This window comes from Paraburkholderia diazotrophica (assembly GCF_038900755.1).
Taxonomy (GTDB): Bacteria; Pseudomonadota; Gammaproteobacteria; order Burkholderiales; family Burkholderiaceae; genus Paraburkholderia; species Paraburkholderia diazotrophica_A.
Map to the genome: position 1 here is coordinate 275,755 of NZ_JBBPEN010000004.1, position 14,077 is coordinate 289,831.

15 protein-coding genes and 1 pseudogene are annotated in these 14,077 nt (G+C 64.9%); 6 read left to right on the forward strand and 10 right to left on the reverse strand.

Annotated features, from left to right (window positions below):
* The first annotated feature begins 20 nt into the window (after positions 1-20).
* Together AABE10_RS15225 and AABE10_RS15230 are read left to right on the forward strand one after the other, a co-directional pair.
* A complete protein-coding gene (locus tag AABE10_RS15225) occupies positions 21-944 on the forward strand; it encodes a branched-chain amino acid ABC transporter permease (RefSeq protein ID WP_090874049.1) in 924 nt (307 codons plus the stop codon).
* Entirely contained in the window at positions 941-2,473 is a 1,533-nt protein-coding gene (locus tag AABE10_RS15230; protein ID WP_342934105.1) for an ATP-binding cassette domain-containing protein, read from the forward strand. Before AABE10_RS15225 ends, AABE10_RS15230 begins: the two co-directional genes overlap by 4 nt.
* Positions 2,474-2,507: 34 nt before the next feature.
* Here AABE10_RS15230 and AABE10_RS15235 read toward each other — a convergent pair whose 3' ends face one another.
* Positions 2,508-2,924 (reverse strand): sensor histidine kinase, encoded by a 417-nt coding sequence (locus AABE10_RS15235; RefSeq protein ID WP_342934106.1) that lies wholly within the window; start codon positions 2,922-2,924, stop codon positions 2,508-2,510.
* 286 nt (positions 2,925-3,210) lie between these two features.
* Between AABE10_RS15235 and AABE10_RS15240 the strand changes: the two genes are divergently transcribed.
* Positions 3,211-3,642: an Hsp20/alpha crystallin family protein gene (locus AABE10_RS15240; RefSeq protein ID WP_342934107.1), complete on the forward strand. Its 432-nt coding sequence runs from the start codon at positions 3,211-3,213 to the stop codon at positions 3,640-3,642.
* Between the two features lie 11 nt (positions 3,643-3,653).
* Here the strand turns inward: AABE10_RS15240 and AABE10_RS15245 are convergent, their stop codons facing one another.
* The 9 genes and pseudogenes from AABE10_RS15245 to AABE10_RS15285 form a co-directional block, all read right to left on the reverse strand.
* Positions 3,654-3,968, reverse strand: coding sequence for a hypothetical protein (locus AABE10_RS15245; protein WP_342934108.1), 315 nt, complete (start codon positions 3,966-3,968; stop codon positions 3,654-3,656).
* A gap of 162 nt (positions 3,969-4,130) precedes the next feature.
* Positions 4,131-4,502 (reverse strand): DUF3564 domain-containing protein, encoded by a 372-nt coding sequence (locus tag AABE10_RS15250; protein ID WP_342934109.1) that lies wholly within the window; start codon positions 4,500-4,502, stop codon positions 4,131-4,133.
* 47 nt (positions 4,503-4,549) lie between these two features.
* Complete coding sequence (locus AABE10_RS15255; RefSeq protein WP_342934110.1) at positions 4,550-4,843, reverse strand: c-type cytochrome; 294 nt, start codon at positions 4,841-4,843, stop codon at positions 4,550-4,552.
* A gap of 166 nt (positions 4,844-5,009) precedes the next feature.
* Positions 5,010-6,041, reverse strand: coding sequence for an Acg family FMN-binding oxidoreductase (locus tag AABE10_RS15260; RefSeq protein ID WP_342934111.1), 1,032 nt, complete (start codon positions 6,039-6,041; stop codon positions 5,010-5,012).
* Between the two features lie 142 nt (positions 6,042-6,183).
* Positions 6,184-6,831 (reverse strand): response regulator transcription factor, encoded by a 648-nt coding sequence (locus tag AABE10_RS15265; RefSeq protein ID WP_342934112.1) that lies wholly within the window; start codon positions 6,829-6,831, stop codon positions 6,184-6,186.
* Positions 6,828-8,048 (reverse strand): annotated as a pseudogene (locus tag AABE10_RS15270) (PAS domain-containing sensor histidine kinase); the annotation flags it as partial. The pseudogene AABE10_RS15270 and the gene AABE10_RS15265, both read right to left, overlap by 4 nt.
* Before the next feature lie 470 nt (positions 8,049-8,518).
* Positions 8,519-9,349, reverse strand: coding sequence for a universal stress protein (locus AABE10_RS15275; protein WP_342934113.1), 831 nt, complete (start codon positions 9,347-9,349; stop codon positions 8,519-8,521).
* Positions 9,346-9,858 carry a universal stress protein gene (locus AABE10_RS15280; RefSeq protein ID WP_342934114.1) on the reverse strand — a complete coding sequence of 171 codons (513 nt, stop codon included), beginning with the start codon at positions 9,856-9,858 and terminating at the stop codon, positions 9,346-9,348. The genes AABE10_RS15275 and AABE10_RS15280 overlap by 4 nt, the downstream gene beginning before the upstream one ends.
* A 30-nt stretch (positions 9,859-9,888) precedes the next feature.
* A complete protein-coding gene (locus AABE10_RS15285; RefSeq protein ID WP_342934115.1) occupies positions 9,889-10,728 on the reverse strand; it encodes a universal stress protein in 840 nt (279 codons plus the stop codon).
* Positions 10,729-10,959: 231 nt separating this feature from the next.
* Here AABE10_RS15285 and AABE10_RS15290 point away from each other — a divergent pair, with 231 nt between their 5' ends.
* The 3 genes from AABE10_RS15290 to AABE10_RS15300 are packed head-to-tail and all read left to right on the forward strand — an operon-like array spanning position 10,960 to position 14,064.
* On the forward strand, positions 10,960-11,463 hold the full coding sequence (locus AABE10_RS15290) for a hypothetical protein (RefSeq protein WP_342934116.1): 504 nt from the start codon (positions 10,960-10,962) through the stop codon (positions 11,461-11,463).
* A gap of 1 nt (position 11,464) precedes the next feature.
* Positions 11,465-12,238: an acetoacetyl-CoA reductase gene (gene phbB, locus AABE10_RS15295; protein ID WP_342934117.1), complete on the forward strand. Its 774-nt coding sequence runs from the start codon at positions 11,465-11,467 to the stop codon at positions 12,236-12,238.
* Positions 12,235-14,064 (forward strand): PHA/PHB synthase family protein, encoded by a 1,830-nt coding sequence (locus AABE10_RS15300; protein ID WP_342934118.1) that lies wholly within the window; start codon positions 12,235-12,237, stop codon positions 14,062-14,064. The genes phbB and AABE10_RS15300 overlap by 4 nt, the downstream gene beginning before the upstream one ends.
* The last annotated feature ends 13 nt before the right edge of the window (positions 14,065-14,077 follow it).

A 14,077-nucleotide genomic window follows, 5' to 3' on the forward strand; every position in this document is an offset into this window, starting at 1 on the left:
CCGCATAGATCCAGACCATCATGACCGCTCCTTTCCGTTCGCGCGCAGTGTGGGCCATCGTGCTCGTCGCCATCGCGGCGACGCTGCCCTGGTGGCTCTCGGGCTACATACTCGGCGTGCTCACCGTCGGGTTCTACTTCGGCGTGTTCGCGATGTCGTGGGACCTGCTGTTCGGCTTTGCAGGCGAAGTGAACTTCGGCCCGACGTTCCTGATCGGCCTGGGCGCCTACACGGCCGCGATCCTGGACGCGAAGTGGGGCGCGCCCATCGCAGTTTGCGTTGCTGCGGGCGGGCTCGTCGCGCTGATCGGCGGGCTGCTGCTCGCGGTGCCCGCGCTGCGTTTGCGCGGACCGTACTTCGGCCTCGTCACGCTGGTCGCGGTGCTCCTGCTGCAAAACTCGATTGTAATTTTCGCGGGCGTGACGGGCGGCGAGATCGGCATGATGGTGCCCGACGTGATGTCGGTGGACGCGTCGCATAACTACTGGATCGCGCTCGCCTTCCTGATCGTCTGCGCGATCATGCTATTCGGGCTGTCGCGCTCCGCGATCGGCCTGATTTTGCAGGCGAGCGGTCAGGACACGATCGGCGCGCAGGCGCTCGGCTTCAACGTGACCAAGCACAAGCTCGCGGCGTTCTGCATCAGCGCGGTGTTCTCCGGCGTCGCGGGCGCGATGCTCGTGTTCTACCAGGGCACCGCGTCCGTCAGCACGGTGGTAGATATCGGCATCGGCGTGCAGATCATCATCGCGGCCGTGCTCGGCGGGCGTCGCACGATACTCGGCGCGGTGCTCGGCTCGATCTTTCTGATCGTCGCGGGCGAATTCCTGCGTCCGCTCGGCCAGATCAACACCTTCGTGGTCGCCGCCGTCGCGCTCGCCGTGATTCTGTTCTTTCCGGACGGGCTGCTCGGCAATGTGCTGCGCGTGAGGGAGCGAGAATGAGCGATTCACCCCGTCTGGCCGTACGCGGGCTCACCAAGCGCTTTGGCGGGCTCGTCGCTGTGAAGGACATCGGCTTCGACATTCGGCCCGGCGAAATTCTCGGGCTGATCGGGCCGAACGGCTCGGGCAAGTCGACCGTGATGAAACTGATCATGGGCATCGAGCGGCCCAATGCGGGATCGGTGAAGGTCGACGGCGTGGAGATGGCGGGCTGGGCGCCGCACCGGATCGCGCGCGCGGGCGTCGGCATCGTGTTCCAGCACTCTCGGCCGCTGCATCGGCAGACGGTGCTGGAGCACATCAAGCTCGCGCTGCTGCCCGATTCGCTGATGAAGCTCGCCGCCGATCCGCACGTCAACCGGCGCGCGCGTGAGATCGCCGAGCGCGTCGGCCTCGGGGCCGTGATGCAGCGTCATCCGGCGACGCTGCCTTTCGCCGATCTGCGCCGCATGGAGATGGCGAAGGCGATTGCGCGCGATCCGAAAGTCGTGCTCGTCGACGAGCCGTTCGCCGGCCTGACGGCGGCGGAATCGGTGGCGTTTTCCGAGCTGATTCGCGGTTTTCGCGCCGAGGGGCGCGCGGTGCTGCTCGTCGATCACAACGTGAAGAGTCTCGCGGCGCTCGCCGACCGCGTGCTCGCGATGTACCTGGGCGAGTACGTCGCCGAGGGCACGGCCGACGAAGTCATGCAGAACGAAACCGTGCGCCGCGTCTATCTGGGCGGCAAGATCGAGACGCGCGAGAGGCCGCCCGGCGACATGAGCGCGAGGCCGCAGGTGCTTCAGGTCGATGACGTCGGCGTGCTGTACGGCAAGGCGCGCGCGCTGGACGGCGTGAGCCTTCATGTGCACGAGGGCGAGTTCGTGTCGGTCGTGGGGCTCAATGGCGCGGGCAAGACCACGCTCTTCAACGCGATTTCGGGGCTCGTGCCTTATCAGGGGACGATCCGTTTCGGCGCACAGGACCTCAAAGGAATGACCGGCGCGGCGATCGCGCGGGCGGGCGTCGTGCAATGCCCGGAAACGCGCGAGCTGTTCAGCGACATGACCGTGCGCGAGAACCTCGACCTGGGCGGCTACCATCTCGCCGATGCGGTACGCGCGGAACAGCTTGCATGGCTTTTCGACCTGTTCCCGATCCTCAAGTCGCGCCAGGGACAAACGGCGCGCACGCTGTCGGGCGGCGAGCAGCAGATGCTTGCGATCGCGCGTGCGCTGATGATGCAGCCGAAGCTGCTGATTCTCGACGAGCCGACGCTCGGCCTCGCGCCCGTGATTCTGGAGCAGTTGTCGCGTGCGATGGAAAAGCTCCAGAAGACGACGCCCATTACGGTGCTGCTCGGCGAACAGAACGTCACGTTCGCGCTGCCTCACGCGGACCGCGTGTATGTGCTCGAACATGCGCGCATCGTCTGGGAAGGCACGCCGTCGCGCTTCGAGCGCGAAATGGGCCGCGGCTTTCTCGAAGCGGTCCCGGCCGAAGCGCCGCAAATGGGCGCATGCGGGGCACGGATGAAGATGAGCGGATGAAGAGAAGCGGATGATTCTGACCCGCGCAGTTCGGCTATTCGAGCGCGTCGATGGGCGTTCGTATCGAGATGCGGAAGCCACTGCCCGGCGCGCTGAAGAACGAGACGCTGCCATGCAATTGCCGCACGCGCTCGCGGATGCCCAGCAGGCCAAACGAGTTCTTGCCGAGCGCGCCTTCGAGCGCCGCGCCGATTCCGTCGTCCTCGATTTCGAGCAAGAAGGTCTCTTCCGCGCAAGCCATGTCGATGCGCACCCGGCTCGCGCTCGCGTGCCGCGCGACGTTGGTCAGCGCTTCCTGCACGATCCGGAACAGCGTCGTCGACGCGAAATCGTTGAATACCGGTCCGTCCGATTCGCCTGATTCGCCTGGTTCCAGGCGTTCCAGGCGAACAGCCGCAACGACGCCATAGCGTTTCGTGAAGTTTTCCGCCAGCCAGTCGAGCGCCGCCATCAGGCGCGCCCAACGACCATCCGCGCGATGGTGACGCGTACTTCGCCTCGAGTGCGGAGACCTCAAAGCGCCTCGAAACAGCGCATTGGCCTCGTTGACGTGGATCAACCGTGCGATCGCGTGTCCGGCTACGCTGAGATGACGGACGCAACGCTCACCCTGTCGTCTCAGCAGTCCGGTGACGCGCATTCCGTTTGACCCGTCGGCGACACTCCCGTCGCGGACATGACGCGCCGACGTCTGCACACGTGCCGCACGCGGCATCGATCATTCTGGAGAACACGCCATGAGTAACCTGACTCGTTACGACCCGTTCACGGACCCGATCCCCGATCTGTTTCATGGTCTCTTTCGTCCGTTTCGCGGACTGTCGATCGCAGAAGGCCCCGATCTGTCTACGATCACGATCGACGTCACCGAGTCCGAGGCCGGCTACTCGGTGAAAGCGGAACTGCCGGGCGTCGAAAAAAATGATATCGACGTGCAGATCGACGGCCACACTGTCACGATCAACGCGAAAGTCGAGCGCAGCAAGGAGCAAAAGGACGGTGAACGGGTGATCCGGCGCGAACGCTATTCGGGCGCATTCAGCCGCTCGTTCACGCTGGCGAGCGCGGTCGACGAAAGCAAGGCGACGGCCGAATACAAGGACGGCGTGCTGTCGCTGACGCTGCCGAAGAAAGCATCGCCCGATCGCAAGCGCATCGAAATCGGCTGAAGGCCGCGCAGTCAAACCTGAGAGAACTGGGCCGCCGTCACGCTGGCCGAACGAAGCGTGGCGGTTGGCCCACTTTCCTGTGAGGAGCACTCATGCCATTGACGGGCAAAGTCGATGAAGACGGCTGGTCGGTGCGGGTCGAAACGAAGCCGGCACCCGACGGAAAATTTTGCAGCGACATCCACGTGTGCCATCGCACCGCCGACGGGAAGTTCGCGCACGTCTTCGCGAATCACGAGACGTTTTCCACCGCACGCGAAGCGATGCTCGCGGGCCTGCGCGAGGGAATGATCTGGATAGAACTCAAGCGTTCGCGGACTTTTCATGTCGAAGCGTCCGGGACGGATGGAGCGGACCTTCAATCATCGAAATAAAAAATCGAAGCAGCGCGGCGAGACAGGCGCGTGCCGTGACTGGAATGGAACGCGCGTCGCGATCGAATCACATCGGCCGGTCATGCGTATCCGGCCCATGCTGAAACGGCTTGCTCAAACCTCGTCGTTCGCGAACACGCCGTTCTCGGGTTCCGCATCCGTTTCGTCCACGCATTGCACATGCCATTGACCGACGACGGGCGCATGATGCGCGCGCCGATACCAGAGCGCGTGGCCGGATTCGCCTTCGAACGGACCTTCCGCCGACGCCAGATCGAGCCCCGACAGCTCGCAGAACGGATGCAGGCCCTCAGCGTCATAGACCCGCGTGCTGCCCTTCGACGAGACCAGCGTCCCCCATTGCGGAACATCGATTACGGCATGCCCCTCGCGCGACCATTTGCGCGTTTCACGGTCGAGCCAGAGAATCGCGTAGACGGCGGGATCGGGGCATTCGAATGTATCGAGGTGGATGGTGATTCTCATCGATGGCTCCTTTACGGGCGGGATTCAAAACTCTTGTAGCGCTCGCATCATTGGGACATGACCCATTCGATCAGCGTACGGGCGTCTTGCGCGGAAAGCGGGCCGCCGCGCTCGGCGGGCAGCGGCATCGCCATGTCGCCCCAGTGCGCGCGACCGCCCATCCGCAGCTTGTGTTCGAGCATGGCCGTCGCGTTGGGCACGCCGCGATAGCGGTCGGCGATCTGATGAAACGACGGTGCAAGGAACGGCGCATCCGACGTGTGGCAGAACATGCAATGCTGCTGATCGACCAGTTCTGTCGGTTCGTTGCGCTGTGCAAGCGCGGTTTGCGATGCCGCCATCGACACGCTGCACGCGCAGACGACCAACACGGATAAACGCGCACGCATCACGTTGAAGCCTCCTGGTTGGCTGACAGCTTCAATTTATCGCGCGACGCATCGATGCCCTTGAGCCAGGTCAACGGATGCCGTGAGAGCCCGACGGTGGCAAGCCGTCACGAGCGTGTCAAAACACCACGTCGGACAGGGGCCGTCTTGGTGCATGACCGATCCGCGGGCCGCGTCCGATGCGCAGGACGAGCTGCGGTGTCGCATCGACGCGCAGCAGCACTTTGAGCCGTTCCCGCAGCGCGTCCACTTCGACGGGCTGATTCAGATATGACGCGGTCAGCCCTTCCGCCGCCGCGACCAGCAGCATCCGCTCGAGCGCCTGTCCTGTCGCGAGCCACGCCTCCTTGTCGTCTCGCGACGTGGCGATGCCCACGATCAGCGGCGACCCTTCGACGAGATGGTGGTGACTCGCAGGCATGCCCGCGCCGACGTCGAATACGCGCACCACGGAGGTTACGAGTGGCACCCCATAGTCGAGCAGATCGCGCACGGCCGCGCCGTAGGCGGGCATGCCATCGTCGCGTCGCTGCGGGTGAATCCAGCTTGCAAGCTCGCGCCGAAAGCGTGGATCGGCGAACTGGTCATGGTCCGCTTCGGCGATCAGTTGCGCGATCGCCTCGCGTTCCGCCCGATCGTCCACGCAACTTGCAATCGCGCCTTCCGCGTCGCATGCGTCGATCAGCTTCTGCTGTACTTCTGCGGGCACCGGTTCGTCGACGAATGGCGCGCGTGTCGTGACGCGCGCCGTCAGCGCGTCGAAGAGACCGGGAAGCTGCGCATCGCAACGCCCATCGCGCGACACGCGCACGAGCGCAACGACGTCGGGATCCGATTCGGAAGGAAGCAGCGTGATCGCATACGCAAGCCCCAGCCGGCACAACGCGACGCGCAAGTTGAACAGCGCCGCGCCGCAACTGATGAGCAACTCGCGATCGAACGGATCGACGACGGGAAGCGCGCGCATGCGGTCGGCGCACACTTGCACGGTGTCGCCGTCGACGATGAAACGCCACGGCTGCGTGTTGTGATTCGACGGCGCAAGCACCGCGTATTGCAGCGCGAAGCGCAATTGCTGATCCAGAGGAGAGGATCGGTCGAAATGCCGCTCGTCGATCTTCGATGCGGAAAGTTGCGCAGCGTGCGTCATCTCGAAGCCTCCTCTGGAATTGCGACGGCAGAAATGCGGTGCTTCCAGCAATCGTGTCACTTCGAATCGCGACGCGCTTGAGGCAGGTCAACGTCCCCGATGGGGCCGTCGAGTGGAGATGAACGGGCGCTGTCGCGCGACGCTAGATGTCGTTTTCGTCGTCGAACAGCTTGTGGCGGATCGCGTAGCGCACGAGTCCGTTCTCGTTTGGCATCTGCATCTTTTCGAGCACACGCGTCTTGTGGGTGCTGACGGTCTTGACGCTCACGCACAGCTCGTTGGCAATTTCGGTGAGGCTCTGTCCCGCGACGATGCGCCGGAACACGTCGAACTCGCGGTCGGACAGCCGTTGATGAGGCAGCGCCTCAGCCGGCTCGTTGAGATTCTGCGCGAAGCGCTCGGCCATCGCGAGGCTCACATAGACGCCGCCCGACGCCACTTTCGTCACGGCGCCGACCAGTTCCGCGCTCGCGCTTTCCTTCGTCAGATAGCCAGATGCGCCCGCCTTGAAGGCGCGCACCGCGTATTGCTGCTCGGCGTGCATGGTCAGCACGAGGACACGCAGCGCCGGTATCTCGTCCTTGATCTGCTTGATGAGCTCGATGCCGTTTCGCCCCGGCATCGACAGATCGAGCACGAGCACCTGCGCCTGCGTCGAGCGCACCAGCGCGATCGTCGTGACGCTGTCCCAGGCTTCGCCCGCGACTTCGAATCCGCTGGCTTGCTGGAGGATATGGCGCAGCCCGTCGCGTACGAGCGTATGGTCATCGGCGAGTAATACTTTGATCATGAGTGAGTCTCTTCCTGTTGCACGGACTGCAAGGGAAAAGTGACGGTGATGGCGAAGCCTTCGTTTTGCGCCGTATCGATCTGCACCGAACCGCCCAGCATGTGCGCCCGCTCCCTCACGCCGATCAGCCCAAACGAGCGGTCCTGACGGTTGTCGGCTGCGGCTTTCCAGTCGGCGCCCCGGCCGTTGTCAGCGATCCGCAACATGCAGTGCGAGTCCGTCGTGTGCAGCGTGACTTCGACGGCGGTTGCATCCGCGTGACGGGCGACGTTGTTGAGCGCTTCCTGCACGATACGGAAGAGGGCCGTCGCGCCGTCCTTCGAAAACGCTGCATTTCCGGGCTCGATCTTGTGCGCGATGTCGATGCCATAGCGGTTCGTGAAATCGTTCGCGAGCCATTCTATCGCGGGCACGAGGCCCAGATCGTCGAGCATGACGGGCCGCAGATCGGCCGCGATCCGCCGCACCGACGCCACCGTCGAATCGATCATCCGGCGCATGCGGCGCAACTGGTCCGATACATTCGCGTCGAGCGAGCCGGCCTCGCTGCCGATGGACAAGACCTGTTCGAGCGCCGAGATGTCCATTTTCAACGCCGTCAATTGCTGTCCGAGATCGTCGTGCAGTTCGCGCGCGATCCGCGTCTTTTCCTCTTCCCGCACATTCTGCAAATTGGCCGATAGCTGGCGCAACTCTTCTCTCGACTGCTTCAGCGCGCTTTCCGATTTGACGCGTTCGGTAATGTCCCGCAGCATCACCGTGTAGAGCTTGCCCGAATCTTCTTCTATCTGCGAAATGGACGCTTCGAGCGGAAATTCCTCGCCGTTCGCGCGCAAGCCGTACAGCACGCGCTGCTGGCCCATCTTCCGCTCGGAGATGCCCGTTGCGCCGAACTTCGCGACGTGCTGCGCGTGCGCGCTGCGAAAACGCTGCGGAATGAAACGCGAGAGCGGCGTGCCGATCGCATCCATCGCGCTAACGCCGAAGACCCGTTCCGCAGTCGGATTGAAGATCACGATGTTCTGCGCGTCGTCGATCGTGATGATCGCCTCCATCGACGAGCGGATGATGCCCATCATTCTGGCTTCGTTGCGGCGCGCGTCGTCGGAGAGCGGCGAGGCCGTGGTGCGCGAGGCCGCGATCAGCCACACGAGGACGGCAAAAAGCGCCGAGGCCGCCATGCCGGCGACGAGCACGACAGTTGCCGCGCGGGCCGCGACGGCGGGGTTCGTCTCGACCCATTGCTGCATGACGAAATGCGAGACCGCGAGCGCAATGGCGGCCGCCACCGCGAAGGTGACGAGGCTCAGCGCGGCCGGCCCGACGAACCACGGCGTTCGGGAAGGCTCGCGCGATCCGGCAGCGCGGCTGGCATACGGTTCTTTTTTCATGTGAGCCTTCAGGCAGGAACGGGCGTTCGCGCGCAAAGCAGATTTCGCGGCCGCGATGCGGCAGACACCCGGCACGTATCGTAGTGCCGCCATTTTGCGCGATTTGGCAGGCTCAGCCAACGTTCGCGACGATTGGATCGCGGGAGCCGGGCTTCCCGCGGGTGAACCGCTCGAGAACCGCTGGTGAATTTTGCGGTTCGGTGTCGCGGTCGCGATCCGATGGAGCGGGCCGCGTGTTTCTTCTTCCGATGCAAGGGCAGCGCCGTTTATCCGTTGCGCTTGCCTGTCGACGCGCGTCAATGCGCCATCAGCACGGGCACGGTCATCGATTCGAGCATCGTCCGCGTGACGCCGCCAAACACGCGCTCGCGCGTGCGCGAGTGCCCGTATGCGCCCATCACGAGCAGATCGACGTGAAGGTCCGACACGCGATTGAGGAGCGTCGCGCCCGTGCCGACGCCGACGTGCTTCGGCGTCGTCGAAAACGACGCGCGTACTCCGTGCGCGTCGAGCCACGCGGCGACGTCGATGCCCTCGGGCACATACGCGTGCTGCCCGGCGAGCTGCACGATGTCGACGCCGACAAAACGCGCGCGTTTCAACAGAGGCAGCGCGTCGGTCATCGCGCGGGCGGCTTCGCGGCTGCCGTCCCAAGCGATCAGGATGTTCTCGCCAAGCGTGCGGACGGCACCCGCGTACGGGATCACGAGCGCCGGGCGGCCGGCGCCCAGCACGAGATTGCCGACAAAATTCCGTTCGATATACGCGGCGGGGTCCTTCGGATCTTCCTGGCCGAGCACCAGCAGATCGGCGTGGCGCGCGTGAAGCGTCGCCGCGTCGAGCGGCGGGCCCGACGGTGCCCGCCATTCGACGCTGCGTCCCGCCCGTTCCGCAGCGGCGAGAAAAGCGTCCCTGGCTTTTTGCTCGCGCTCGACGGCCTGCGCCTCGGCCCGGGCGAGGCGCAGGCTTTCGTCTTCGCTGAAGACCGGCCGGAATATGTCCTGGCACACGACATACAGTCCGATCAGATGTGCGTCCCAGCGCTGTGCGAGTTCCAGCGCAATCTCGACGCGCGCGCTGCTGCGACGGCTGTCGTCGATGTGAACGAGCAGGGTCTTGTAGTTCATGACAGTTCCTTTTCGGCAGAAGCGGGGACGGTGGAATCGGCGGATGCGCCGTTCGCGACGTTCATGCGGGCGGGAATCATCAGCACGGGGCAGGCGGCGCTGCGCAGCACGCGCTCGGCGACGCTGCCGAGCATCAGGCGCCGGAGACCACGGCGGCCGTGCGTGCCCATCACGATGACGTCGGCATGCCAGTCGGTTGCAATCGCGACGATCCGGTGCGCCACGTCTTCTCCCGGCGACACGACTTCGACGGTACGCGCCGTGCCCGTCACGCCGTTCTGGTTCATCCGGCTTTGCGCATCGGATGCGATGCGCTGGCCTTCGTCGACAAACGCATCGCGGACGATGGACGGATCGAAGCCGGGCACGTCGTACGCGATGACGGGCACGTCGATCACATAGAGCGGCATCAACTGCGCGCCGGAGTCGGCGGCGAGCTTCAGCGCGGCATCGAGTGCCAGGGAGGCGGTGTCGCTGCCGTCGAGCGCGACGAGTATGCGGTGGTACATGGTGATCCTTTCGACAGTGCGTTCAGGCGTTCAATGCGACAGCAGGACAGGGACGGTCATCGACTTGAGGATCGTGCGCGTGGCGCCGCCGAGCACGACTTCATGCAGGCGCGAATGCGCGTATGCGCCCATCGCGATCATGTCGCAGCCCGACTCGGCCGCTTGCGACAGCAGCACGTCGCCGATGGGCGTATCGCTGTCGGTCGTCATCTCGCGCACGTCGACTTTCACGCCATGACGCGCGACCGTCAGCGCGATGTCGGCACCGGGAATCCGGTAGCGCGGCGGTTCGGCGCGCGTGGCGTTGACCGTCAGCAGCGTCACGTCCGACGCCAGCGACAGGAACGGCATCGCGTCGTGTATCGCGCGCGTCGCTTCGCGGCTGCCGTCCCACGCGATCAATACGTGCTTGCCGGGCTTCCGGAACGAGCCTGCGGCCGGCACGATCAGAGCGGGCCGTCCCGCCGACAGCACGATGTGCTCGACGAACTGCTCGGAAATAAACGATTCGGGATCGGACGGGTCCGTCTGCCCAAGGACGATCAGATCGGCGAGACGGGCATACGGAGGCACGACATCGTTCGCATAGCCGTTCGCCGCGATCCATTGGCCCTCGACCTCCGCGCGCGCGAGCTCCGCATGAAACAGGCGCTCCAGCGCGGCGCAGCGCTCGTGACGCTGGCGCTCGTGCTCCTCGTAGTACTCCGCCGTGCCGGCCATCACGAAGAACGCGTGCGGCGCGGGAATGTACGTCGAGAAAACGCCCGTCAGCCGCGCATGAAACTGATGTGCGAGCTGCAACGCCATTTCGAGGCGCGGATGCGCGCGAGCGCTCGTGTCGAGGTGAACGAGGATGCTTTTGTAGCTCATCGCCATAGCTCCGTGACAGAACGAGATAAACGGGCGAGCGCCCGATGCTGAAATCGAGTCTATGAGCCGCACACGCGCCGCCGTTGACGCAGATCAACCGCGCCCGTGTTGCGGGGCCGGTTGATACAGGTCAACGGGTGGCCGCTGCGCGCTAATACAGTGGGATCAGCGAAAGACGCCATGCAGTCTGTTTCGACAGTGAATCGTCTTGTGCTCCGGAGGGCACCCATCATGAATCGTGAACCCAATGCTCCATTCGAGCTGTGCCGCGCGGAACTCACTGCGCCCGTGCGGCTCAGCCGCCTCGCCGGGGACTGGCGGCGCGATCTGAACGCGCTGGAGGCTCATCGGATCAAGCGCGACCGCGACGCGATGCAGCGCGTCGAGGCAGCGCTCACCGGCTCGGGTGACTGGTTCGGGTTCGCGTCGGCGGTTCAGGCGGCGACCCGCGACTACGCCAACGAAAGTCTCGCGATCTGGGGCGAGGCCATCTCGCTGGCGGCGCAGCACCAGGGCGAATGGCTCGCCGAACTCGACAGCGTGTTCGGCGCGTGGCGAACCTTGTGGCATGCGCCATTGCAGAAGCTGCCCGGCATCGAGCCGGCTGTCGGCAGCTTCAGCGCCTGGATGCGGACCTGGCACGACGCGATGCCGCACCTGGGCGTCTGGCCGAAACTCGTACCCGCATCGACGGCCGACGCGCAAACGGTTCCCGATACGGCAAAGGGAGGCTGACATGCAAACGGGCCAGACGGGCAAAGCGGACAAAGCGGGCCGTGTCGCCTTTGTCACGGGTGGAATGGGCGGACTCGGCGCGGCAGTCAGCCGGGCGCTTCACGATGCGGGCATGACGGTCGCGATGTCGTATTCGACGCGCAACGATCACGCCGCGACCTGGCTCACGCGCGAGCGCGAGTCGGGGCGCAATTTCCATGCATACGAAGCCGACGTGACCGACTTCGATTCGTGCGACCGTTGCGCGCAACGCGTGCTCGCCGAACTCGGCAAGGTCGACGTGCTCGTCAACAACGCGGGCATCACGCGCGACAAGTCGTTCGCGCGCATGAGCAAGGCGGATTGGGATGCGGTCATCCGAACCGATCTCGACGGCCTCTTCAACATGACGAAGCCGCTCCTGTCGGGCATGGTCGAGCGGGGCTTCGGACGTATCGTCAACATCGGCTCCGTCAACGGTTCGCGCGGCGCGTATGGACAGACGAATTATTCGGCGGCCAAGTCCGGCGTGCACGGCTTCACGAAGGCGCTCGCGCTCGAAACGGCGAAGCGTGGCGTGACGGTGAACACGGTATCGCCGGGGTATCTGGCGACGGCGATGGTCGAAGCCGTGCCGCACGACATCGTGGAGACGAAGATTCTTCCGCAGATTCCTGTCGGGCGGCTCGGGCGTCCCGAAGAGGTGGCCGCGCTGATTGCCTTTCTCTGTTCGGATGCGGCCGCGTTCATCACGGGCGCCGATATCGCGATCAACGGCGGCATGCACATGCGATGAGCTCCCCTCAGCTGCTTCGAAAAAAGGCGCCGGCGCCGGCTCCCGCGAGCACGTTACCCGCCAATATCACTGATACGGCCGATGATGCTGCCGTGACCCCGCCGACGCGCGGCGCTGCGGACTCCGCCTGCGCTCCTGCGCGCGGGACGGCCAGCGACGATCTCGACCGCGCGGCGCATGCGGCTGTCGCGGCGTGGACGGGTGGACTGTCGCCGGCATCGATGGTGTTCGCGTGGCTCGACTGGGCAATGCACCTAACGGTCTCGCCCGGCAAGCAACTCGATCTCGCGACCGAGGCGCTGGTCGCCCCGGCGGTGCAAGCAGGCGGCACGCCACCGGCGGCGCTTCAGACACCGCCGGACCCGCGCTTCGCAGCCGCCGAGTGGGACGCGTGGCCGTTTCGCTTGTATCGCGATGCGTTCCTGGTTGCGCAGCAGTGGTGGGAGCACGCGTCGACGGGCGTTCCCGGCGTCGAAGCGCATCACGAAGATCTGGTCCGGTTCTGGGCGCGGCAGTGGCTCGACGCGTGCTCGCCGGGCAATTTCTTCGTGACGAATCCTTCCGCGCAGAAAGCGCTGATCGATTCGGGCGGCGGCGTCGCGATCCAGGGCGCGCAACACTGGCTCGAAGATTTCGCCGACATGACGGGCCGGCTGCGAGGCGGCCGTCCCGTTCATCCGTCGGCATGGCGTCCGGGCCACGAGGTTGCATGCACGCGAGGTCGCGTGATCTGGCGCAACGAGCTTTGCGAACTGCTCCAGTACGCGCCGACGACATCGCAGGTGACGCGCGAGCCCGTGCTGATCGTGCCGTCGTGGATCATGAAGTACTACATCCTCGATCTTCAGCCGAAAGATTCGCTCGTCAAGTATCTGGTCGACGAGGGACATACCGTCTTCATGGTGTCGTGGCGCAATCCCGGCGCGGCCGATCGCGATCTCGCGCTCGACGACTATCTGAAGCGGGGCCTGCTGGCCGCGCTGTTCGAGGTGCATGCCCGATGCGGCGAAGCCGTTCATGCGACGGGCTATTGCCTCGGCGGCACGCTGCTCGCGATTGCGGCGGCCGCGCTGGCGCGCGACGGGAAAGCCGATCTGATGCGCACGATCACACTGCTCGCCGCGCAGGCGGATTTCAGCGAACCCGGCGAACTCGGGCTCTTTGTCGACGCGAGCGAACTTGCCGCGCTCGATGCGCTGATGTGGCAGCAAGGCTATCTGGACGGGTCGCAGATGGCGGCGACGTTCCAGCTGCTCAACGCACGCGATCTCATCTGGTCGCGGATGATGAGCGAATACATGCTGGGCCGCCGCTCGAAGCCGAACGATCTGATGGCGTGGAATGCCGATACGACGCGCATGCCGTATCGAATGCACTCGGAGTACCTGACGAAGCTCTTTCTCAACAACGATCTCGCGGAAGGCCGCTATTGCGTGGACGGCCAGCCCGTTGCGCTGCCCAACATCGATACGCCCGCTTTTGTCGTGGGGACGGAGCGCGATCATGTGTCGCCGTGGCCGTCCGTCTACAAGCTGCATCTGTTCACGCACAACGCACTGACCTTCGTATTGACGTCGGGTGGGCACAACGCGGGCATCGTCTCCGAGCCGGGGCATCCGGGGCGCCATTATCGCTGCGCGACGCGCGAGCATGACGCGCCGTATCGCAGCCGCCACGAATTTTTCGAGCAGACGCCGACCACCGACGGCTCATGGTGGCCTTGCTGGTCCGCCTGGTTGCGCGCGCATTCGATTGGCCAGGTGAGCGCGCGGCAACCGGACCCGGCACTCGAACCGGCGCCTGGCCGCTATGTTCTGGAATCTTGACGAAGGCATTGCG